Origin of the sequence: Paenibacillus sp. ALJ109b (assembly GCF_010747435.1) — a bacterium.
GTDB classification, from domain to species: domain Bacteria; phylum Bacillota; class Bacilli; order Paenibacillales; family Paenibacillaceae; genus Paenibacillus; species Paenibacillus taichungensis.
In genome coordinates, this window is sequence record NZ_JAAIFP010000007.1 from 1 (window position 1) to 24513 (window position 24513).

Annotated in this window: 16 protein-coding genes; 4 read left to right on the plus strand and 12 right to left on the minus strand. The window is 48.7% G+C overall.

The features are described 5' to 3' along the window. Positions 1 to 267: 267 nt before the first annotated feature. From G3352_RS07685 to G3352_RS07715, 7 genes are all read right to left on the minus strand, one after another. A complete protein-coding gene (locus G3352_RS07685; RefSeq protein ID WP_024632855.1) occupies positions 268 to 612 on the minus strand; it encodes a Na-translocating system protein MpsC family protein in 345 nt (114 codons plus the stop codon). 206 nt (positions 613 to 818) lie between these two features. Beyond that, positions 819 to 4649 carry a GH32 C-terminal domain-containing protein gene (locus G3352_RS07690; RefSeq protein ID WP_345940736.1) on the minus strand — a complete coding sequence of 1277 codons (3831 nt, stop codon included), beginning with the start codon at positions 4647 to 4649 and terminating at the stop codon, positions 819 to 821. A 115-nt stretch (positions 4650 to 4764) separates the two neighbouring features. After that, positions 4765 to 5655 (minus strand): ROK family protein, encoded by an 891-nt coding sequence (locus G3352_RS07695; protein ID WP_163755430.1) that lies wholly within the window; start codon positions 5653 to 5655, stop codon positions 4765 to 4767. Positions 5656 to 5674: 19 nt separating this feature from the next. Further along, positions 5675 to 7156 carry a glycoside hydrolase family 32 protein gene (locus G3352_RS07700; protein ID WP_163755432.1) on the minus strand — a complete coding sequence of 494 codons (1482 nt, stop codon included), beginning with the start codon at positions 7154 to 7156 and terminating at the stop codon, positions 5675 to 5677. 96 nt (positions 7157 to 7252) lie between these two features. Continuing rightward, positions 7253 to 8860 carry an ABC transporter substrate-binding protein gene (locus G3352_RS07705; RefSeq protein ID WP_205524762.1) on the minus strand — a complete coding sequence of 536 codons (1608 nt, stop codon included), beginning with the start codon at positions 8858 to 8860 and terminating at the stop codon, positions 7253 to 7255. A 56-nt stretch (positions 8861 to 8916) separates the two neighbouring features. Beyond that, positions 8917 to 9798, minus strand: a complete 882-nt coding sequence (locus tag G3352_RS07710; protein WP_024632860.1) for a carbohydrate ABC transporter permease — start codon at positions 9796 to 9798, stop codon at positions 8917 to 8919. A 16-nt stretch (positions 9799 to 9814) separates the two neighbouring features. Next, complete coding sequence (locus tag G3352_RS07715) at positions 9815 to 10708, minus strand: ABC transporter permease (RefSeq protein ID WP_240342996.1); 894 nt, start codon at positions 10706 to 10708, stop codon at positions 9815 to 9817. 506 nt (positions 10709 to 11214) lie between these two features. Between G3352_RS07715 and G3352_RS07720 the strand changes: the two genes are divergently transcribed. After that, a complete protein-coding gene (locus G3352_RS07720; RefSeq protein ID WP_163755434.1) occupies positions 11215 to 12276 on the plus strand; it encodes a LacI family DNA-binding transcriptional regulator in 1062 nt (353 codons plus the stop codon). 165 nt (positions 12277 to 12441) lie between these two features. Here the strand turns inward: G3352_RS07720 and G3352_RS07725 are convergent, their stop codons facing one another. Genes G3352_RS07725 through efeO form a run of 3 tightly spaced genes read right to left on the minus strand, consistent with a single transcriptional unit; the run spans position 12442 to position 16527 of the window. Further along, entirely contained in the window at positions 12442 to 14337 is a 1896-nt protein-coding gene (locus G3352_RS07725; RefSeq protein WP_240342978.1) for an FTR1 family iron permease, read from the minus strand. Between the two features lie 14 nt (positions 14338 to 14351). Then, the gene (gene efeB, locus G3352_RS07730; protein ID WP_163755438.1) at positions 14352 to 15626 is read right to left on the minus strand and encodes an iron uptake transporter deferrochelatase/peroxidase subunit; all 1275 of its coding nucleotides are present in this window, start codon (positions 15624 to 15626) and stop codon (positions 14352 to 14354) included. Between the two features lie 4 nt (positions 15627 to 15630). Then, positions 15631 to 16527, minus strand: a complete 897-nt coding sequence (gene efeO, locus G3352_RS07735; RefSeq protein WP_163755440.1) for an iron uptake system protein EfeO — start codon at positions 16525 to 16527, stop codon at positions 15631 to 15633. Between the two features lie 303 nt (positions 16528 to 16830). Here efeO and G3352_RS07740 point away from each other — a divergent pair, with 303 nt between their 5' ends. The 3 genes from G3352_RS07740 to G3352_RS07750 all read left to right on the plus strand — a co-directional run bounded on the left by G3352_RS07740 (position 16831) and on the right by G3352_RS07750 (position 20748). After that, positions 16831 to 17745, plus strand: coding sequence for a zinc ribbon domain-containing protein (locus G3352_RS07740; protein WP_163755442.1), 915 nt, complete (start codon positions 16831 to 16833; stop codon positions 17743 to 17745). A gap of 275 nt (positions 17746 to 18020) precedes the next feature. Further along, on the plus strand, positions 18021 to 18752 hold the full coding sequence (locus tag G3352_RS07745; protein ID WP_205524764.1) for a DUF3105 domain-containing protein: 732 nt from the start codon (positions 18021 to 18023) through the stop codon (positions 18750 to 18752). A gap of 277 nt (positions 18753 to 19029) precedes the next feature. Next, positions 19030 to 20748: a methyl-accepting chemotaxis protein gene (locus tag G3352_RS07750; RefSeq protein ID WP_163755445.1), complete on the plus strand. Its 1719-nt coding sequence runs from the start codon at positions 19030 to 19032 to the stop codon at positions 20746 to 20748. A gap of 162 nt (positions 20749 to 20910) precedes the next feature. Here the strand turns inward: G3352_RS07750 and G3352_RS07755 are convergent, their stop codons facing one another. Further along, positions 20911 to 21864, minus strand: coding sequence for a nucleoside hydrolase (locus tag G3352_RS07755; RefSeq protein ID WP_163755447.1), 954 nt, complete (start codon positions 21862 to 21864; stop codon positions 20911 to 20913). A 278-nt stretch (positions 21865 to 22142) separates the two neighbouring features. Then, positions 22143 to 24374 carry an MMPL family transporter gene (locus G3352_RS07760; protein ID WP_163755449.1) on the minus strand — a complete coding sequence of 744 codons (2232 nt, stop codon included), beginning with the start codon at positions 24372 to 24374 and terminating at the stop codon, positions 22143 to 22145. Positions 24375 to 24513 lie beyond the last annotated feature (139 nt).

The window sequence follows — 24513 nt, forward strand, 5'->3', positions numbered from 1 at the left end:
AGGTTGTTCTGTCATCGGAGTGCCAGTGTGAATATTTGTTAGTTGGGCTCATATAGTTCAACTTAAAAAAACAAAAAGAAAAGCATTCTTGTATAAACAAGAACACTTTTCTTCGTAAACAAAGGAAAGCGACACCCGCTGCCGGTACATCATCGGTTTCTGCCTCAGAATCAATCCGAAGTCAGACGCCATCATATGAAATTGTTCGGAATCCGAATGATGAATTAGAATTGTATGCAACGCATGCATCGAACCTGTCGATCCATCCTATGCTTGTTCCAATATCACATTCGTAATGGCCCACTGCGTGGACGCATCGTAATCCCGTAATACAGCTTCGATTGGCAAACCCATGTGCTGCTCCAACTTCTCCCTGAATTTCTTCTTATACAAGACAGACATGCGGAAGTCCACTTCCAGCTTCAAGCCGGGGGCCTCCCCTTCCAGGGCGTCAGAGCGCGGTGAACGTCGGTGCTTCGCGTAGAAGGTCACAATGTTCTGATCAATGGTCACTCTCAGGAGAGTGGTGCCAAAGCCGAACAGCTCCTTCGAAATTTCGTTATAATACTGGCACATCTTCTTCTTGCTCTCATTACTGTCCAGCAGTTCCATGAACTCACCCACATCATTTACTACCGTACGTTCGACGTGTTAACACGATTGATTATACATATATCTACGATTTTAGGCAACCCAAAAGATATAGTTAACATGAAAATAACACATAAAAGCGAACGATAGGTATAAACTAACGAAAAAATTCGTAAATGTTTGTTAACCGTGAGCGTGCTTGGAGATAACTGCACCCCTTTTCGCTATTATTGTTGCTTAAAAACCCACTTTTGATACTCGTTCTCTTGACGATACTCATCCATTACCAGCTCTGCCCCATCCTCGGATATGCCAAGTGCTTTCCCGTTATGAGAACTTGTAATGCGCATCGTCCCGTCCTCATTCTTTGAAATGTTCCAGCGTTGATTCGCATAACCAAGATACGAATAGAGCTGAATACGATTCTGTCCTACATCCCAATCAAGAGACATTCCGCTCAAGGTTCGAATGGAGTAAGAGCCGGAATCATCGCCTGTCGGTACAAGTACCCATTTGAAGCCTTCACCTGCATTCTCTGTCTCCACAGCAACCTTTATCACTTCTCCTGCTTCAGATGGAACAGCCTGCACCGTAACGGGATGTCCTGCGTTATGAATCATCACCTGCTCCAATTCTGCTTTCTTCCTATGGATTGCATTCACATTCTGGAAGGACGCATTCCCACCAAACACATGAATTCCAAAATGTCCTTCGGCAAACGTTCCATCCTGAAGATCCAGGACTCGCTCACCGTCTACATCAACCTGGATTCGAGGACCGTTCGCCTTAATCTGGATGTGATACGTATGATCTTTACGAACGAATCTCGGGATTTGAGCAATTACCTGTCGATTTTCGATTTTTCCATTCACTTTATAAAATAGTCGGATGGACTTCAGGTTCGGGTCAATATTCAAATAGTAGCCGCTTCGTCCATCCTCACTTGCACGGAATACAATAGACCCTGCTCCACCCTGAGCTCCCAGCGTCAGATCAGCATCATATTGAAAATCCCCTGCCGTTTCCTGTGCGATATATTGTGTATCTCCACTATAATAGCCCTGTATGCCTTGTTTGGAAATAAGCCATTGGGCAGATGACTTATCCGACTTCCAGCCAGATAAGTTGGTATGGAATATGCCACTGGATACCGTTATCGGTATTTGGGCAGAAGCTTTGCCGTTTGCCGTTGATACCGTTACTACTGCTTCGCCTCCACCCACAGCTCGAACCGTAGCTTTCGTTTTATCAGAATGAACGATTTGCACCACTTTAGGATTGCTTACCTTCCATTTCAACGGTTGAGTGGCAGCTTTTCCGGGTCTGCCTTCCACCGTGGCGTACAGCGTTTGTGTCTGCCCAACATTCGCCGTTCTTCTTTGCTTATCTGCAATAACCTGAGACTTGGAGGAAGTGCTCTTTCTCCAGATGTTATCTAAGACATACACCTTCATGGAGCTCACCTTCACTTCCCCACCCAGGCTATAAAATGCCATTGCCCTTCCCGCCGGATCTGGAAAAATGACATCTGAGAAGACAACCTTGCCATCATTGCCAAAGACCTCTATAGAGGATTCATCGACGAATATACGTAACTTCACCTTTCGATTTTCAGGTTGTAACGGGGCCTCGTGTACCTTGGTGAATAAGTCGGAGAAGCTTACGTCCCCCGAAGCGGTGCGATCCACGAACATGTTCTGCGTATTTACTCTGTATCCTACAGTGGTCTTCTGCCCTTCTCTTTGACGCACTTGAAAACCAAACTCGTTTACAGAGCTGTTAGCCGGAATTTCCACTTCAGCTTCAATCTCATACGCCCCTGCCGTTAGGCCATCAAGCGGATTTTTTGTTTTTGGTCCAACGATCATTTGTTGTGCACTATACAGGTTATGCCGCAGTGTCTGGAGTTCAGTGATCGGTGTTTGCACCAAACGTACTCCTTCATCCGTGGTTCGAAGAGAGACTTCTCTTGGTATGGTCAGTTGTCCTTTCCATGAGGAAGTTGGGAACTCAAACGGATAATCCCAGTTCGTCATCCATGCAAGCATGACTTTCCGCTGATCCGGCATATTCGCAAAGGACATCGATGCGTAGAACTCCTTACCAAAGTCCGTTCTCAACACTTGTCCCGCCGGATGATCGTTCAGGAATTTCCCATCAGCTGTTAGCTGGCCTACAAAATATTCCGCATCAGACCCTTGGGTGTTCGGATTGGCCCCTGTACTGATCATTAGCACCCACTTACGTTGACCCGTTCCATCTACAGGCAGTTGAATCAGATCGGGACACTCCCACACACCACCTCGAACATAATCGCCATATCCGAAGTTATCGGTTAAGGTCCAATCGAGCAGATTGGTTGAAGTAAAGAACCGGATGTGATCCCCGCCGGACACCACCATCAACCAACGGTTGTGATCTTCATCCCGGACGACCTTCGGATCACGGAAATCCCAGCTTCCCGGATCATCACCATTCTTGCCAGGGTTATCAATAACAATTGGACGATCTTTAGCGTATTGCCAATTCCGGCCTTGATCAGTACTATAGGCGAGGCCGATACGTTGATTGCCACCAGGTTTATCTGGATGATAGGAAGTGTAGTACGCAATCAGACCTTTTCCGCCCGAATCCGTGAACAGACCGGAGGCATTATTCAGATCAGCAATTGCAGATCCCGACCATACATGGCCCTGATCATTCCAGGGCAACGCAATAGGTAAACGCTTCCAATTTATAAGATCAGAACTGACTGCATGAGCCCAGGTGCCTCCATCCTGATGAAACAGATGATATTCTCCTTCGTAATAGACCAGCCCGTTTGGATCACTTGCCGATCCCCGAATCGGAGAATAATGGTACTGAGGACGATAGTTCTCCTTGTAGTACACCGATTCTTCCGTCACATAGATATCCTGAAAATAAGCGATGCCTTGTTGAACCACAAGTCCAGCATTTCCAATAGCGTAGCTTTTATCTGTCACCTCAACAGCTGCAGGCGTGTACCCATCTACATAGACCTGAATCAAGCTGCCCGAGGCTATAACTTCGATGTGATGCCTCGCTCCCGGTTGGCTTGGAAACTTGCGATTCGAGCTGGCGAGCACTGTACCCTCCGCTTTTCGAAGTTGTACCCGAACTTCTTCCCCTTCCCGAATCAGGGCTGCTTCATATCCCTTCGTTCCATCTGCATTTGCCCTGAATAGCAGCGCTGCTGAGGTACTCGCATTGGCAAGAGATATATTTCCTTCATATACAAAATCAGATGTCGCTTTCTCGTAAATGACCCTTCCTTTCCCCTGCACGTTTGCTTTCCCTTTATATCCTTTCAAATCCGGCTGCCATTCACCTACGCTACTAATCGTTTTGCCGATATTGCCATTCATGGTACTAACCTGCACATTCTGGAACAAAGCCGACCCATCCCACACATGAAGCCCCAGATTCCCTGATGAGTAGGTACTGTCTTTCACATCAATCACCGGGTCATACCGATTATCCCAATATACCTGAAGACTCTCTCCGTCCGCTTTCACTTTCAGATGATAGATACCTCCAGATTCCAGGTTTGCTTTATGTTCTACATTTAACGTTCCTGGCTGTCCACTGGCATCTCTCAGACGTATCACACCAGCCTGAGGAATCACTTGCAGCATATATGAAGACCAACCTGTATCATTGGATCGAAAAATAAGGCTCGTATCCGCTTTCATATCCTGAATCATCAAATCAGCTTCATAGATAAAATTATCGGATCGTGTAGTCGATATGGCCATCACATTCTCCCCGGCGTCCGAAGTCAGACGAAGTCCTTCATCCGTATCTTCCAGATCGCCTCTACCTTGCAATGTCCAATCTGACAAATTCGTTATTGCCTTAGACACTTTGGTTAACATTTGAACCGTCTCCCCCTGTTTTGCTGATTCCTCAGAGGTCTGCTCTATCCTTTGCGAGGCATTTGTCTCCATAACAGATGCTGTGGAGTATGCTCCAGCAGAAGAAGATCCAAGGACACATGATAATAGAACACAACCAATGGAACGGAAGATGAATTTCATGAGCATTCCCTCTTTTCATATAGTAATGAGACAAAAATCCCACAAAGGACGGCGCAGTCTCTTAGATAAGTGAACCTGCATCCGCCCCTTCTGGGACGTCCATACATATCAAACGCTATAAAGCATATGTTTCATGCTGCAATGCTTCTAAACCCAATGCGAGAGAACCGCACAGTCCTGCGTGCTGGCCCAATCCCGGCTGGACAATATATTGGTCGATATGTTGTGTTATTGGGGCTGCATTCACATAACCATTCAGATTCCGTACAACCTGCTCCCGGATCATGGGAAAAAGATGACCTTGCTGCATCACCCCTCCGCCCAGGATGACCTTTTGCGGGGAATGAAGCAGAATGGCCGTTGTGATGGACTCCGCAATGTAAAAGGATTCGATCTCCCAGGCCGGGTGGACTGCCGGCAGCTCGCTGCCAGGGCTCTGCCAGCGGGCTTGAATGGCTGGGCCCGCAGCCATTCCCTCCAAGCAATCGCCATGATACGGACATAATCCGGCAAAATGATCCTCCGGGTGGCGTCTCGTCCGGATGTGTCCACCCTCTGGGTGCAGCAATCCATGCACACGTTTACCTCCCGCCACAAGTCCAATCCCAACACCTGTGCCGATCGTATAATACACACAATTGTCCAGTCCCTTCGCTGCTCCCCACGTGACTTCTCCAAGGGCCGCTGCATTCACATCCGTATCCCATCCGAAGGGAACCGGGAATTCGCGCTTCAATGATCCAATAACATTACAGTTTTCCCACCCTGGCTTGGGCGTTGTTGTAATGTAACCATAGGTGGGGCTATCGGGTTGCAGATCAATCGGACCAAAGGAGCCGATCCCGATCGCCGCCACTCCTTTGTCCCTAAAATAGTCGATGGCCTTCGCCAGTGTGGTCTCGGGATGTTCCGTTGGAAAGCTGCACCAATCTTCAATTTCCCCTCGCTCGTTACCTACACCACATACAAACTTCGTTCCACCGGCTTCTATTGCTCCGATAAGCATCTTACTGTCCCCCTCACGATCATTTCGATTGACCTTCAACACGAATGGGGGATAGTTCGTAGATATGAAGCGAATCAAATACTAAATCCTTATTTTCGGACTGAACAGAGATTCCCTTGGAACCCGCATCCGGATAGATCAGATCGGTAATAACCGCTTGACCGTCATTGGCAAATACCTCTACGGATGAGTAATCCACATAAATACGCACATGTTGGTTGCCCTGCACTGCTTTTAATCCAGCTGCATGGCGGCCCAGGAAATGTTCATGGAAATCGCTAATACCCGATCGACTGCGATCAACATATACCTCATTCTGGCTAGCATCCACGCCGATGAGCGTTTCGTTGCCTGAACCACTTCGTAATGCAAATTGAACAGATTGATCAGAAGCCCATTCCGCATAAATCTCATAGTTTACGAGGCCCAAGGTGTTCAACTGCTCACTCAGTTGTCTAATGGAAGCGTTCTGTAAGGACAGTACTGGTGTGCGGGCTTGCTCCAGCTCACGTGCTGGACGCTGAACCAGCAGGACTTCTCCGTCCCTTTTCTCCAATGTCAGCTCTCTCGCAATGGTCATCGCGCCGCGATATGCTTCGGTTGGTGTCTGATTGGCATACATCCAGTTGCTCATCCAACCCATAAACAGGCGTCTGCCGTCTTCTGCCGGAATGTCGGACCAACTGACCCCTGCGTAGTTATCCCGACCATGATCAAACCAGCGAACGGTATGTGAAGCTTCATCAGGAACAAATGTATTCCCATTAAAATCTCCGGTGAAGTATTGCGTTCTGGAGCCTTCCTTGAAGGCCGGATCTGCACCAATGCTGACGAGCATCACCCATTTCTCCTGGCTCGCATCTCCATCCACGGCTAGCGGGAACAGATCAGGGCACTCCCAGACGCCATCATGCGAACCGATCCCGGCGCCGAATTCACTGCCCAATGTCCAATCCTTCAGATCGGGAGAATGGTACAGACATACCGTCTGACCACAAGCGATAATCATGATCCATTCTTTGGTCTGCTCATGCCAGAACACTTTGGGATCACGGAAATCCACGAATGACTCATGCTCCAGTACCGGATTGCCCTCGTATTTTACCCATGTTCTTCCACTATCCTTACTATATGCGAGACTCTGCCGCTGAATCGGATGATCGTTTGGCACCTCCTGATGATGGGTAAAAATAGCCACCAGTCCTGGCTCATCGTCAAAGAATCCGGACGTATTGTTCCAGTCCACCACGGCACTGCCGGAGAATATCATGCCATGTTCATCCGGCGCCAAAGCCACAGGGAGCTCTTCCCAGGTCACCAGATCCTTCGTCACCGCGTGTCCCCAATGCATCGGTCCCCAGGTTGTGCCAAACGGATGATGCTGATAGAACAAGTGATACTCACCTTTGAAAAATACCATGCCATTGGGGTCATTCATCCACTTCTCCTTGGGTGAGAAATGATAGACGCCCCGGTAATCGGTTGTTGAAATGGTAGACATATTGGTTTCTCCTTTGGATCAAACCGTTGAAGAGGACACTTTGCTTCACTCACGCACCTTAATACTAGTAAGGCAAAGCTCCTCATCCAGTTTGTTTTATTGGGTGTTGCGGTCATATCCCGCTTGTTTAATCTGCAGCCACTCTTGCAATCCAAGACGGTCCAGTTCTTTCAGATAAGCATCCCACTCCTGATCGATCTTTCCATTCTGATACCATTCCGTGCGCATACGCAGCACATAGGCGAACAGATCAGTCTCAATGGTGGAAAGGCGGTCGAGTTCATCGATTGAGAAGAACACGCTTGGATAGACGTTTTCTGCTTTCATGTGTGGAACCATATATTTATCGAGCAGTTCCATACGCCATGCAGCATCTTCCGGTTTGGTTGTGTATTTGTCATAGTAACTGTCGAGAATAGCCAACGGTCCTGCAATACTCGTTTTCTGTCTGAGCTCAACTGGTGCAGCGCCTTCCAGCGGAAGATGCTTCAGCATGCCTTTGGCTTCATCCAATTCAAAAATATTCTGTTGTGTCTCATCACCGTAAGTTCCCCAGTTGTTCTGCACGGACTGGAGCGGATCGTACAATTGGTCCACCCACTTCGCTGTGGATTCCAGATTTTTATTGCTGCTCGTAACAACCATTCGTCCCCGGTCTAGACCGATACCGTTTGTACGTGCAACATTAATTTCTCCATTCGGTCCGGCGACAGGAGGCAGAACATCATAGGTATCATTCATACCTGTAATGTTGGCCTTATCCCAAGTGAAGTACATGCCATACTTGTTGTCTTTGCCCTTGGCCAGATACGTATTCCAATCCTGCTGATATGCTTCCACATCCACAAGACCTTCCTGGACCAGTTCGTGAATGTATTTGACCGCTTCCTTGTAGCCTTCATCAGCTGCCGTGAAGACCACTTTTCCATCGTTGGTCACCACGGTGTGGTCCCAGTTCTCCCCAAGTCCAAATGCTGCAAATAGAAATGTCAGATCTTCTCCGCCCGGCTTGTTAATAAAGGACAACGGAATTTCGTCAGCCTTGCCATTGCCGTTCGGGTCCTGGGTTTTGAACGCAATCAGCACTTGTTTCAGTTCTTCGGTTGTCGTTGGCATCTTCAGTCCGAGCTTGTTCAGCCACTCCACGTTGATCCAAGGTATGTCATCCACCGCCTGTATGCGCTGCTTGCCACTTCCGAGCTCCTCAATCCAGGGAAAGGAATAAATATGTCCGTCTGGAGCCGTAATCATGCTCTTGTATTCGGGAGCTTCCTCCAGCACCTTTTGCAGGTTCGGCATGTATTGCTCAATCATGTCCTCCAGTGGAATGATGGCCCCATCCTTCGCCAGTTTCAGGAGATCATAATCCCCATAACCTGCGTCAAAGATGGCATCAGGTAAATCTCCGCTGGCTACCGCCAGGTTTCTTTTCTCCGCAAACACGTCACTCGTATAGTTCTTCCAGTTGATATGCACATTGGTCTTCTCTTCGAGTCGCTTGTTAATCAGTTTCTCGTTCGGATCAGCGGGCGCCAGCGGAGAACTCTGTGTTATAAAATTCAATGTCACTTTGCCATCAGGCGACTGGGCTTCACTCGCCGCACCGCCTCCTCCCCCGCCACACGCCGAGAGCAGGAGCATGGCTGACAACATGGAGATGGATGCCGTTGTAACGGCTTTTCTGGATTTTTTCACTTTTTTCATAATAATGACCTCCGTGAATTGTGTTGGGTCGAACGTGCTGTATCTCAGGCTGCTCACTATTTGAGTGAACCTACCATGACACCTTTTTCGAAATATTTCTGAAAGAATGGATACATAATGATGAGTGGCAGACTCGAAATGACAATGGCTGAATATTTGATCATTTCCGAGAGCCGTTTCAGTTCCGCCATCGCAAGCTGATCACTGATCATGCCCGGTGCAGCCTGATTCTGAATCAGGATGGAGCGCAGAACGAGCTGTAGCGGATGGAGGTTCGGATTATCCAGATAGATCATGGCGTCAAAATAGGAATTCCACTGCCCTACAAACGCGTACAACGCCAGGACAAAAATGATAGGTTTGGACAACGGAATGACGATCTGGAAGAAAATCTTCATCTCGGAGGCACCATCCACATTGGCGGCTTCTTTCAGTTCTCGCGGTACCCCTTTGAAGAAGGTTCTGGAGAGAATGATGTTCCAGACGTTGACTGCGCCTGGGATGATAATAGCCCATACCGTGTCCAGCATGCCGAGATTACGAACAAGCAGATAGGTAGGGATCAAACCGCCACCGAAGAACATCGTAATGATAAAAATAATCATGAAAAATCCTCGCCCAGCCAGCCTTTCATCAGACAAGGCATACCCTGCAAATATCGAAACGGTCACCGTCACGAGTGCAAAAGAAACCGAGTACAGAACCGCATTGGCAAACCCTCGAATCATGGCCGGATTGGACAAAATCATCTGATACCCGTCCAGACTCCAGTCGGACACATTGAAGGACAGTCCACGGTTCAGCAGCACCGTTGGGTCCATGAATGAGGCAACGACGATATAAATCAGGGGGACAACCACAACCAGTACGGCACAGGTGAGAAAAATCGCGTTCAGCGCGAGGATCAGACGATCCAGTCCCGTATGTTTGACTACCATGGATAACACTCCTTTCCTAATAGAGGCCTTCGCCTTCATTCAATTTCTTCACGATCAGATTCACAGTCACCAGCAAAATGACATTGATAACCGAGTTGAACAATCCCACTGCCGCAGAATAAGCGTAATCTCCGGACTGCAAGCCCACCTTGTAGACATACGTGGCAATGATTTCGGAGGAAGGCAGGTTCATGGACGTCTGCATCAGGTAGGCCTTCTCAAATCCAATCGACATGATTCCGCCAGCGGCAAGAATAAATACGATGGCCATAATCGGTCGAATCGTCGGAAGGTCGATGTGGCGAATACGTTGAATGAGATTCGCTCCGTCCAGATTGGCTGCATTGTGAAGTTCCGGATCGACATTGGCCAAAGCTGCGACATAAATGATGGAAGCCCAGCCGGCTCCGGTCCAGATATCCGACAAAATGTATATCCAACGGAAATATTCCGGTTCGGACATAAACATAATGGGATGCCCTGTAATTGCTGTGGCTATCTGATTGATCGGCCCTGTTGGGGATAGAAAGATAAACAGCATACCTACAACGACAACCACCGAGATAAAGTTGGGTGCATACAGAAACAATTGGATGTTTTTCTTCACTCCGGCTTTACGTACCTGATTGAGCATGAGAGCAAGCAATATCGGTACCGGAAAGCTGAATATCAATCCAAAAAAACTGAGTTTAAGCGTATTCATAAAGATGACATCAAAATTGGGCGAAGCCAAAAACTTCTCAAAATGCTTCAAGCCTACCCACTCACTGCCCATAATACCTTTGATCGGACTAAAATCCTTAAATGCGATAATGGCTCCGTACATCGGGATGTATTTGAAGACAAGGGTCAGGATCAGAGCTGGTGCGAGTAACAAGTACAAAAAATAATTCTTTTTGAACTGCTGCATCCTGTGACCGGTAGATGCCCTCTCTTTCAACGCCCTTCCAGTACCCTTTTTGGTATCCACTGTGTTATCCAACACATTACCTCCGTTCATTCCTGAAGTTGACAATTGTTTTTAGTAAGGGCTTTCAATATTTACAATTGCTCATTTGATAATTTACAATTTAGCAGGTGATCTAGGCATTAGTCAATACATTATGTAAAAAATAATTGTGCATTTGATATCATTTTATGTGTTTTTCGAGTTCTAAATGTGCATTAAATTGTATATACAACGTTTATTTATTCCCCCTCAACCTGTCACCCCTCTTATCATCAGTAGGATACTTCGAACTAATTATCATTTGTAACGAAGCTACTGAATACAAATAATAGCGCAATATCTGAATTAAAAACGTAAACTAAATTGTGCATATGTAAAATTACGATTGCTATTTCTTCCGATCTATTATACATTTGACTAAGATAATACTATGGACGACCATATGATCATTAGAGGTGAAGCACTAGATGGCAAAAGAAAAAATCACGATACAGGACATCGCGGATGCTTTGGGCATCTCCCGGAATACAGCTTCCAAAGCCTTGAATGATAGCGGAAATATACCGGATGAGACACGTAATCGTGTAATTAAAAAAGCAATTGAACTTAAATATAAACAGTTTGCCTATATGGAAAATGAGCATGTTCTAACTAAAGCTCCAAGCAATATCGCCCTGTTAACGGAGAATTTGCCCAATACATCTCACTTTGGTTCGATGTTAATCAGTGGTCTGGAGAAAAGAATCAGCGCAGAGGGGTACAATCTCTCCATTCATATCGTGCGTGAGGTTGATCAGGATTCACTTACACTTCCCAACAATTTTGATATTTCCAACGTGGACGGTATCATTTGCATTGAATTGTTCGATCTCAAATATACTCAGCTTATTACCGATCTTGGAATTCCCACGATCTTCATCGATAGCGCTTCCGACATATGTTATCCGGAATTTCATGCCGATTTGCTGCTAATGGAGAACGAGCACAGCACGTATCAATTAACCAGGAAATTAATTGAGAGCGGCTACAACCATATTGGATTTGCCGGGGATTACAATCATTGCAAAAGCTTCAATGAACGTTGGGTAGGATATCAGCGAGCCATGCTGGAAGCGGGGCTGCAGGTCGATCCATCCCAATGCATTGTGGATGATGACCGCCTGTTCTTCTCAAAGCCCGGCTGGTTGAACGAACGCGTGGCAGAGCTGAAGTCGCTGCCTGATGCGTATGTGTGTGCCAACGACTTTATCGCAGTCGACTTGATCAGAGCTTTGAAAGCGAGAAATGTTAAAGTGCCGCAGGATATCGTCATATGCGGTTTCGATAACGCACCTGAATCACGGATTATTGAGCCTGCATTAACGACGGTTCATATCTACAGCAACGAAATGGGCATTAAGGCTGCAGAGATGCTGTTATCCCGGATTGATCATCCGTCACAGCCTTATCAGGTCTCGCATATCGTGACCAAACCGATCATACGGGAGTCCACACCCACACTTATGAAAGCCAATCCACAGACCGTTTAACCTATCTCATAGATCTCTTAAAAATAAAAAGCCGTATCTTTCACGCAGAATAGAACGTGAAAGATACGGCTTTTTACGTAGGGACTTATAGATCCCCTTTGATGATGGCAATCACCATATGATGCGAACGGGACGCAGCCTCTAATTGGGATTCGTAGCTCTGTGCTACACGGATGCCTTGGATGCTCCTTTGGCCGAACGTACCTCTGTACGAATCAAATTGAAGCTCATAAAGACCAGCACAACGAGTTGTGGAATAAAGGTCTCCCATGTCGGATACATGCCAAGCCAGCCAATCGTCGGCAGACTCGGTGCGACATGAGCCCCCAGCGCTGCTGAGACTTGAAGGGAGTGAATACTCTCTCCAAGGAAACGAAATACCAGATAATAAATCAGCAGCGTAGCGGTCAGGAAAAACCACCGTACAGGCAGCCGTACACTGAACTGAATAATGGCCACAGCCAATACAATCAGGATGAGCAACGCCGCCCCCATGCCGATCAACATCTGTGAGGTCTCAATTGCAGGCGCCATACCAATATAAAAGATCGCAGTCTCCGCACCTTCTCGCAATATGGCAAGACCCGCCACAGCGAAGAGTGACCACAGACTTCCCCGGGCAAGCGCACCACCTACCTGTCTCTGGACATAGCTATTCCAGGAGCGGGTATTTGATTTGCTATGCATCCATTGTCCAACCGTCAACATCAGTACAACCGCTGCAAGCCCCGTATACCCCTCAATCATCTCCCGTGTGCTGCCCGATGATGCCACAGCAAGAGTCAGCGACAGTACAACGGCCAGCGCCGCACTAAGCAGCAGACCACTACCGGCTCCAGCCCAGATCCAGCGCCGGGCCGCAGTCTCGCCACTCTTCTTGGCGTAAGCCAGCAATGCAGCCAGTACCAGAATGGCTTCCAAACCTTCGCGAAGCAGAATCAATGCCGCATCCCATGCCGAGTATGAGGTAGTAGCCGTTAACGGCTCCAGCCGATTGATCATGCGGGTTACAACCTCGGTTGCCTTCGCCGTATTTGGCGGATTGGAGACGACATATCCCGATGCTTCGGCCATTTCATTCTCAATGGCCGTATATGAAGCTGGAGATGATATCTGTACCTGACCTTCAACCAAAGGCCAGGACACAATAAACTGCTCCAATCCCGATGCGGCAGAAGTCGTATCCCCCGCTTGAATCTGCTGCTCTACTTGCTCCAGTAATTTCAGCAGGTCGGACAAAGAAGAAACACCAGATGATGCCGTCGTATCCTCAACTTCCCCTTCCTTGAGTGTCCCTGCACTATAGTCTGTGAGCAACGTGACCAGTTCCTGCATACGTTCTGTTGCCTGTTCTTCCTTGCGGGGTTCGGCCTGCATTGAAATGCGAACCAGGCTGATGTCCTTCTCCAACTGGCTGTATACGCCAAAATGATCCTGACGAATCGGAGCTTCGGTGCCTTTCCAGGCCGTAACAATCCGTTTATAGGCAAGCTCTGCCTGGGTCCAATCGCCCTGTTCCATTGCTCTCAAACTTTTACGTGCGTCTGGCAGCAGCCTTTCGGCCGCTTTACGACCTGCGTCGCTGCTCTCTTCTGCACCCTGAAACGCCTCAATGTACTGATTAGTCGCACGGGCAAGATCGGCGAGTGCTTTCTTGGCAGCATCAGAATCCTTGCCGGACAGTGCCTGTTCCGCTTTGGACAAAGCTTCACCTACAACGCTGGCGGTCGTCGCAACCTGATCTGCGTTCTGCTCCGGCACCAACGTGCTGGCATCCTCCCACAGTTGCCTGAATTCGGCGACGTCCTCCGTGGCTTCTGCCAGCTTGCCCTGTCCCGCTTCAACCAAGGCGCTGCCCACAGGCGGCAATAGGCTATCCAATTGTTTTTGCACAGACTGCTCATTGTTTTGGAGCCCTTCAGCAGAAGCGTGTGGCATGCCCGGTAAACGAATTGCACTGGACCCCACCATCAGGAACACCAGCAGCATCAGCAAGGAGCGCATCAACCTTCCTTTGTACAGCCACCCCTGCGCCTTCCGATCTGCGATCCTGCCCATCATTGTCATCCTCCCCATCAAATCAAGGTGTCCCCAATATATCCGCCATTCGTAATTCCGGGGAAACAGGCAAATACAGCACTGCCTGTGTGCACAGTATATTCGTTCAGCTTATCGTTCTTTGCCAGTCGTTTCTGAATCGGAATAAACTGTTTCTCCAGGTCCCGTTGATAACTAATGAACAGCAAACCTGCATCCAGCTGTCCGGTCTTGGCATCAAGCCCACTCGAATATGAGTAGGAGCGGCGTAAAATTTGCTGACTGCCGTCCCCCTTCGCGAGGCGCAGATGTGACGTTGCCGGAATAACAGGCTGCCCATCGGCAGACTTGGCCTTCAGATCTACCGGATCGAACTCGCCGCTGCTGCCGAGCGGCGCTCCGCTGTCCCGGTGGCGTCCAAATGTCGCCTCCTGATCTTTCAGTGTGGAGCGGTCCCACACCTCCACACGCATGCGAACCCGGCGGACGGCCATATAACTGCCGCCGGCCATCCACCCTGGACCGTCAGCCGGCTGCGCCCAGACGGTCTGGTCCATCAGCACGGAATCCGTAGTATCCGGATTGCCGGTGCCATCCTTGAAGCCGAGCAAGTTGCGCGGTGTTCCACCCGCAGGGTCAGCTCGGCCTGTGCGCTGGAATCCTTCCTGCGTCCAGCGCAATACCGCATGCCCGCGTGCGATGCGCGCGAGATTGCGGATGGCATGGAAGGCGACCTGCATATCGTCTGCGCAGACTTGCACGCACAGGTCGCCACCACACCACTGCGGGTCCAGCGCATCTCCGGCGAATGCCGGCAGATCGCGCAGACCTTTGGGCTTCCGGCCCTGCAGCCCGAAGCGTCCGTCAAACAAAGAGGGCCCCACACCAAACGTCAACGTGGTTCGTGACGGTGTCAGGCCTGCCGCTTCACCCGTATCGGTAGGGGGCGTATTCAGCGTTGTATTATGTTCGCCAATCATCTCTCCGGCGGCCATGGCAGCGGCAGCCGCCGTCCAGTTCTTGAACAGACGGCGGAGATCATCCGCACTTCCCGCCGTCACATCAAAGGCGGCAAAGCAGATGAAATCCTGAGCCGGGGTAATAATGCCCGCCTGGTGCTTGCCATAGAAGGCCAGTGCCTTGTCCGGCGTGTTCACATCCAATGCCGCCGGACTGCTTTTGCGACCCAGCGCCATCAGACCGCTGGCACCGCCTCCGCCCAAGAGCAGACCCAATCCGGCCACGCCGGTCAGCTTCAGCATTTCACGCCGTGACAACGGCTTTTTCAGCGAATCCTTTTTCTGCTCGGTCATTGTTCTACACTCCCAGTACCTGTCCCATGTTCGACAGCGGCTCAGCCAATGCATCCAGGTTCTGACTCAGCTTCTTCACGTCCTCATCCTTCAGCTTCTCATAGGAAACGTACCCGTCTCCATCCTTGAATGGAGCAAGTTCTTTCTCGAGCGCATCGAATCGGTCCGCAATTTGCTGATTCAGATCTTTGTCTTTGGCAGCCAGATCATCCTTGAGCAGGTTATATATCTCGCGTGCTCCCTCTACATTCGCTGCAAAATCATACAGATCCGTATGGGAATAACGTTCCTCTTCACCCGTTACCTTGCTGGAGGAAACCTCATTCAGCAGTTCTACCGCACCCGTTACCATCAGACTCGCATCGATGTCCATCGTCTCGACTTTGGCACGAAGGAGCTTCGCATCGCTCAACAATGTATCCGCAAAGTCAGTCATGCCTTCGGTCGTCTTGTCTTCCCAAAGTGCTTTCTCAATCCGGTGGAATCCACGCCAGTCGGCAGCCTCTACATCTCCGTCACGTGCATCGATATTCGGGTCCAGATCGCCAAGTGCTTCGGCTACCGGTTCAATGCGTTCATAATACATACGAGCTGGTGCATATAATGATTTGGCAGTCTCCAGATCACCAGCTTTCACGGCATCCGTGAACTTCTCCGTTTGCTTCACGAATTCATCGATCTGCTCAATTGCAAACGTGCGATAGCCATCCACTGCGGTTGTATAATCACTCCCGGCCGCTTCCTGATCTGCTGCATCCGTGGTTTCTGTGGAAGTTTGATTTTCGCTTTGAGCAACGGGCGTTTCCGCCTGCTTGTCCGAACCAGCTTCATTATTGCCGCAAGCGGCGAGTAAAACCGAAGTTGCCAGCACAACAGCCGGCAATGCCAATATTTTTTTCAACACGATACACTCCCCATTGGTTAAACTGATTTGGTTGTACACCTGCGATTAATATGTTGATGAGTACAAACCCTTGGATTAACGTTCATTTAATGATAATGATTATCAATTTCGGTAAGGACATCATAATTCCGACGCATACTTATGTCAATATGAAAATAAGAGGACCGATTTAATCATATACTCAGGTGGAAAATACCGGGTGTTAAATCCCTTGAAAACATAGACAAACTTCGTCATCAACCGTTAAAATGAGACAAAATGTCTATATTATCTTAGTTTATGAAATTGGAGGCTCATGCCATGAAATGCCCAGTATGTAATCATGAAAATGGAAATGCTAGCTTTTGCGAGAGGTGCGGCGCTAATCTAAACCCTTCCTCCCCTACTGCAGATTCCGCTCAGGATCAACAATCCGCTGCTGCCGAACCTGAATATACCCGTTGGTCGAGCACACAGGCGACACCTTCTCACACTCCCATTTCATCCAACACACCTTCTGCTCCCAGACCTGTACAACATGAACCCGACTCTTCCAGCACAGAGGGCCCTTCATCTTCAGGAGACAACAACACCAATCAGTGGAATAACATCGTACAAAATGAGAAAGTTCAGCAAGCCAAAGAAGTAAGCAAACAGTATCTATCCTATTCCCTTAGTGTTCTCACCCGCCCTTATCAAACTATGAAAACCGTTGGTGAACAGCATTCTCTTAACGGCTGGATCACGATGGCTCTGATTGCGGTTCTATCCTCTACATACTTTTTGATTACTTTCGGCCGGATGGATATGGACGGATTGTTCATTGGCGGGTTTATTAGACCGCTGTTGTTCACCGCCATTTCTTTGGTCGTAGCGATCGCATTGATGTATGCCATATTGAAGATTGAAAAAATAACATTCCGCCCCAAAACACTGGTTGCCCAGTTCGGTACATTGCTTGTGCCCGCTGTAGCGTCGCTCGTCCTGGCGAATCTGTTTATTGTTATCTCGTATTCCATCGCTATCTTCTTCCTCGTTGTCTCGTATTTGATTATCTTTGTATCACTTAACACGGTGCTGTTCCAGTATCCGCTGAATCGTACGAAGGCAGCCATCGATAGCATGTACAGCGTGTTGATTGCCAATGTTGTATTGTTTTTTATTCTATCTCGCTTTCTGGGCACTACAATCATTGGATTGATTAGCCTGATGTATTCTCCATACGGTCGTATGTAGTATCTAGTTCAAAAGCTCTTACGAAGGCTCTCCCTGCTTATGCGAGGAGGGTCTTCTTTTGTTTTCAGCGTCAGCAGATTGCACTCGTTACGTTCCATACACTATAATGTGTAGTGTAAAAGGTATGTTCTTTTTTACGTAAGGATATGAGGTGAGAAACACCCCATGCTTATATTGGGAGCTATGCCATTGTCATTAACACTACATTATGTAGTGTAACGTTGTGATCATTCATTTTATTACGAAGGGTAGAGAAAATCGATATGGACATGAATATGAATCATATGCAAATGGAACACGAGGCAGGCACATCCTACCTATGGCTTATCGTTGGGGCAGTCGTTCTCTTGTTCTCCATCGCAGCTTATATCTGGTCTTCACGCACCCAGAAGTCTGTACTGGCACATATGAAGAAGAATGAACGAGCTGTGATTAAAAAGAAAACCCGATCTATCCGCCTGGGTGCACATGCACTACTAGGGGTGTCAATTATTGCGTTTGTCCTTTTCTTCATGCAGGGTGCACTTACCAAGTATGATGTTGCGGATCTGAATGCTGATGCTGCGATCGACGTGACCGACGATAAATACTATGGAGCCGATCATACAGAAGAGCCGATTCAATATGAGATGACCATCCCAACGTCGGGGCCTCATAACCCGCATGATATCAAGTTTGGATTTTACACCGATTTCCCCGGCTATCCATACCTGGTACATAATCTGGAGCATGGGGATATCATCATTTATTATCGTGTGAACGCAAGTGATGAGCTGAAAGAGCATCTGAAATACCTTGCCAAGTTCCGCAAAGCTGGATCAGGTATCCTGGCTGTGCCGAACAAGGACATCCCTGAAGGCAGTGAGGTCGTCGTGACGGCATGGACCAAAACCATGAAGCTGGACCAATTCAATGATGCCAAAGTAGGCACTTTTATTAATAAATATATTAACCAAGGACCAGAGAAGATCCCTGCCTCCATCCGCCAGGGTGGCGGGACGATGTAAAGCCCCCCTCTTTGTAGTAATAACAGCAAAGGGTTCCTGCAATCATGGGGAGTCCAAGAGATGAGATATCCATTTATACGTTTCAAACAAGATAAGCTCCTGGATCTACTTGATCCGGGGGCTAATTCTTTATCATGCAGATGCCGATATTTTAAATAGAAATGAAATACATATATGTACGTTAGCAAGAAAAGAAACTCAGTTCCAATATGACGATTCATTCAACTTCAATATAAGAATTCATAGTTTTATATATCAAGGGGGAACATTTCTACTAATGAACAGTTTGTTTATGCGTATCTTTTTATTTTTTTCCTGTCTGATGCTGGCGGCAGGAGCAGTTCTTGGCATTACCATGTATCGCTCATCTGCACAGTTGGTTGAACAATCAATGGGCATGCAGGCACAGGCTGTTGCCGAACGAGCAGCACAATCCATCGACACCTCCCTGTATGCGCCGCTCAGTACAGGACAGGATCAAACCGAGTATTACGATACCTTGCGCGAACAACTCAGCCAGCTTCGCCAGGCCAATGGGTTGAAGTATCTATACACGCTTGGTAAGCGTGAAGAGAACGGAGCCGCATCGTATTATTATGTGGTGGATGGCGCTGCTCCGGATGTGGAAGAGGATGATTTCTCTCCCTACGGGTCCCCTGAAGAGAACCAATATGCGGGAATGCTGAAAGCCTTTGCACAAAACGAACCTTTCCGGGGCGATCTGACCCAGGATGAGTACGGCGCGACGATTACAGCCTATGTACCGATTCATGGGGCTAATGGGGAACTGCTTGGTCTCGTTGGCGCCGACCTCGACTCCACTGCCGTCTACGAGCTAATGACACGCAATCGAATGACCATGATCTGGACTGCCCTTGCCATCGTATTACTCAGCGTGCTGCTGGTCTATGGATTTGCTCATTATTTGACACGTCCTCTGGTGAAACTGAAGAAGATCATTGCTGAGGTGGGCAAAGGTGATCTGACTGTCGATGTCGAGCTTGGACGGAAGGATGAGGTTGGGCAATTGGCCTCGGAGTTCAAACATCTGGTAACAGATACACGAGATGTCATGACAGGCATCCGCAAAAGCTCCGATTCCCTGCTGCAAGCCGCCGAAGGGGTATCCAGACACTCGCTGGCGACAGCGGAAGCCAGCCAGCGCATTGCTGAGCACACAGACCACACAGCCAAAGGCGCTGCGGAGCAGGTTGCACGGGCAGGCGAAGTTACTGTAGCAATGGAGGAAATTACACGTAGCATGCAGCATATTGCGAATTCATCTTCCATGGTGGCTGATGTATCCGAGGAGACGACCCATAACGCGATACAGGGCCAGACCAACATCAACACAGCGATTGACCGCATGGACAAAATCCATCAGGCCAACGCTCAGATGGAAGCATCTACCTCCCAGCTTGCGCAATACTCCAGCAAAATTGAATCGGTAGCCCACATGATGAAGGGCATCGCTTCTCAGACCAGTCTGCTGGCATTGAATGCAAGCATTGAAGCCGCTCGGGCCGGGGAACATGGCAGCGGATTCGCCGTTGTTGCTTCCGAGGTTCGGAAGCTTGCAGGGGAATCAGAGCAATCGTCCCATCATGTGACTGAACTGATCGCCGAAATGACACGCCAGACTGCCGTTTTATCTTCGCATATGTCGGCCAGTACCTCAGAAGTTCAGGCCGGTCTTGCTGTTGTTCAAGAAGCAGGACGTTCGTTCACGTCCATTCATTCCGGCATTGAGACGATGAATGAACGTTTGCACGAAGTGTCCGCCGCTTCCGAGCAGCTCTCCGCCAGTGCCGAAGAGGTATCCGCCTCCGTTGAGGATATGGAACATATCTCGCGCAAGTCTTCTTCCAGCATTCAGGAGGTTTCCGCTGCAACTGACGGGCAGCTGAAATCGATGGATGAGATGAGCACATCTGCGGAATCCCTTCGTGTGTTGTCCAGTGAATTGAACGGGTTGATAAGCCGATTCAAAATATAAATCCGATTGTAGATGGGCAATCAATGGTGCCCCACCAGATGAATACAAAAAAAGCCGCAAGGCAGGGAACGGGAACATGGGGTTTACCCCATTCCTGTTCACTCTACCTGCGGCTTTTTATTGTTGTCATTTTAATGGAGGCTGGCCTTGCGGCTGCCTGAATTAATAACGCTGTGGAGCAGCTTTTTTGCCCAAATCCGTCATGTATGTGAAGAACGCTTCTGGATCAGTATCATACACAAGTTGTACTGGACGTCCGTCTGCTTGTTCCACCGTACGGCCTTGGCTTGGACCATCCGGGATAACGATACAGTTCACCGTTTTCTTCTTCACGATGTCCTCACGTCCAACGGAAGCCGTAGTCAACACATCCCACAGATAGTAGGTGGAATTCGTTTCGCTGTATACCAGTGGCGGACATCCTGCATAACAGTTACCCAGGAAGTCAACGCCTTCAAAACGGCGCTCTGCAGCCCAACGGTTACGTACAGCAGGTGTCAGAGGTACTTTGTTCGTGCTTTCCAGGGCTACCAGATCAATCTGGATGCCGCTCTGCCATACACGGTAAGCCGCTTCCGGGTCCCAGAATACGTTCCATTCTGCTGTACCATCATGCTCAGGCTCTTCAACGTTCCCTCTTTCGAACGTACCACCCATCCACACGAGCTTGTCGATTTTCTCTTCAATGTCTGGTGCTTCGTCCAGTGCACGCGCGAGGTCAGTCAGCGGCCCTGTGAACAGGAGCAGCGTTTTGCCTTCGGTGCTGCGCACTTTCTCAATCAGATGCTGGTGGGCCGGAACGGAAGACAAAGGAGCTTCCATTTTGCCGGATTCGTTCAGTACTGGAAGTGCATCTACATAGAAGGAGTGCAATCTCCACGCCGCAGGAAACGGATTCTTCCCTCTGGAGTTGGATTTCGCTACCTCTACGGAATATGTGCCGAAGCGATCGATAATTTTACGGCTGGCATCTGTAGCTGGCTCCAGATATCCGTCTGCCGGAATAACCGATACACCGGTTACATTTACATTGTCCATTTGCAGAAGCATGAACAGCGATACGAGGTCATCCACGCCGCCGTCATGGTTAAAGTACACATTAAGTTGGTTCGTCATGCTTGTTTTCATCCTTCCCCCTGGTTGTCCCATTGATGTTCATCCCGTCCGTCTGCCTGTGGCTGACGTTAACTCTATTATGTCCCAAAACCCTTGGCCACGTAAACCTTCCTCGTACAAAGAAAATAGCGGCCAGGTCTGTTTCTGCGGATATTTTACAGTTCCTCCATTCCATCTCAACATATACCCGGATCAATCTGCATTCCAACATGAAAATGGTAAAAAAAAGGACAGTAGGCTTCAGGTCCCCACTGTCCTTGTCTGAATCTATCCATCAATTACATGGATTGTTTTTGTTTCTCTTTGGCTTTCTCTGCAACAGGCACATACTTGCCTGGCCAGAAAGCCCATTTGCCCAGCAACGTTGTAATGGCTGGCACCATGAACGGTCGAACAAGGAACGTATCAAGCAAGACACCCGCAGCCGTGATAATACCGAACTGCACCAGCACCTGTATAGGCAGTGTTGCCAGTACAGCAAACGTACCTGCGAGAATCAGACCTGCAGAAGTAATAACAGATCCGGTTTCACCCACACCTTCCTTGATCGCTTGGCGAAGTGGCATCGTTTTGCGTTTTTGCCAGATGCTTGAGATCATGAAGATGTTGTAGTCTTCACCCAGCGCCACAAGGAATACGAAGGAATACAGCGGAATCGCTCCCTGAATGGCGTCTGCCCCCAGTCCATAGTGGATAATGAGCCAGCCCAGGCCCAGTGCGGAGAAATAGGACAGTACTACTGTGGCAATCAGATACGCCGTCGCTACGACGGAACGCAGGTATAACAGCAGCAGCAATGTGATCATTCCGATTACCACTGGGATAATGATGCTGGCATCCCGCTCTCCAGTGACTTCGATGTCATACTGCTCAGCCGTCTGACCATCGATCCAGACATGGCTGTCCACACTTGTTATTCCAGCATCTTTCAATGCCTGTTCAGCCGTTGCCCGCAGATCCGGGATATGCTGCATCGCCTCCATCGAGTATGGATTCAGATTGAATTCCACATCGTAAGCGGTGATGTTTGCATTCTCAGCACCTTGCTGCGCTTCACCTACCTTGCTTACGTAATCCAGCGATTCCAGACGTTGTTTCAGATCTGTCTCGCTGCCTTCTGTATCGATAATCACTTTCGCCGGAGCGAGTTCACCTTCCGAGAACTGTTCTCCAATGACTTTGAAACCTTCACGAGATGCAACATTCTCCGGGAAGGATGATAGCAAGTCATACGTGAATTTTATTTGGCTAGAGAAAGCAGCCAGTCCACCCAACAACACCAGCGTAATCGCCAGTACTGTCCACGGTTTGGTTACTACTGTACGGCCAATCCAGCTTTCCTTGATTTTACGCGGAGCAGGCGCTGGTTTGCCTTTTTTCTTCGCACGTTCTACTTCCATATCATGCGTACGCGGTACAAACGGGTAGAATGAACCCCGACCGAAGATCGCCAGCAAAGCCGGAACCAGCGTCAGGCTCGCAATAAACATGATGAAGATGGATAAACTGAATGGTACGGCAAAACGGTGATAGGCACCATATTCTGCGAACAGCAGTACAAGCAGTGCTGCAACAACTGTAAATCCACTCATGGCAATCGCACCGGACGATCCGGTAATCGCCTGGAAAAGTGCTTTCTTTTTATCCGGCTCATGATAGAGAATTTGACGGAATCTGGAGATCATGAACAGGCAATAGTCCGTACCTGCACCGAACAACAGCACTGTCATAATCGAGATGGACTGCGCGTCCACTGTAATCCAGCCCTGATCCGCCATAAATCCAAGAATCGGACTAGTGACCATATAAGCGAATCCAACTGCAATAATCGGGATAATCGCCAGTACGGGCGAACGGTAGATCAACAGCAACAGCACGAGTACCAGCACAACTGTTGCAATCAGCAAGGATACATCCGCAGATGAGAACAATCCGCTCGCATCAATCGATATCCCAACCGGACCTGTGACCCGTGCACTTAGTGCACTGGCATCATCAATGGCAACGTCAAATGGGTCGGAGCCAAAAATGTCTTTCGTTTTCTGCTCCAGCGCTGCAATGCCCTCTTTCAACTGTGAGGAATCAGCTTCCTGATTGAAAAAGAGCGGCATAACCAAGGTGCTTCCATCTTCCGAAAGCTGACCTTTCAGAGCCTGTGGCGGCAACTGATATAGTGGTACAACAGATTGCTGCTGCTCTACTGGATCCTGATCCAGTCGCTCCGTTAACGCCTGAATGTTCTCAATCTGTTCATCCGTCAGCCCGCCGGCTTGATGCCATACGATGAGAGCGGGAACACCTTCGCCGCCGGGAAATTCTTTCTGCGCAACTGCTGCCGCTTGCACCGATGGCTTGGAATCACTCAGATCCTGCGCGTTATTCGTTTCACGGTCACCAACAGCAGGCCACACCACACCAAGGACAACCGCGATGATGATCCATACCAACAGTGTAATCCATTTGCTTCGTTTGCCGGCAACCCAGCGGCCGTAGCCCGAACCTTCTTGCATTGTCTCTTCATCTCCCTATTTTGGTTCTATGAAGCCGTTTTTATGTGATAAATATAGAAATGAACCACGGGTCATAGTATAATTGACTTAATTATATATACCGGAAGGTTAATATTGCAAATACTAATTTTGTGAACAC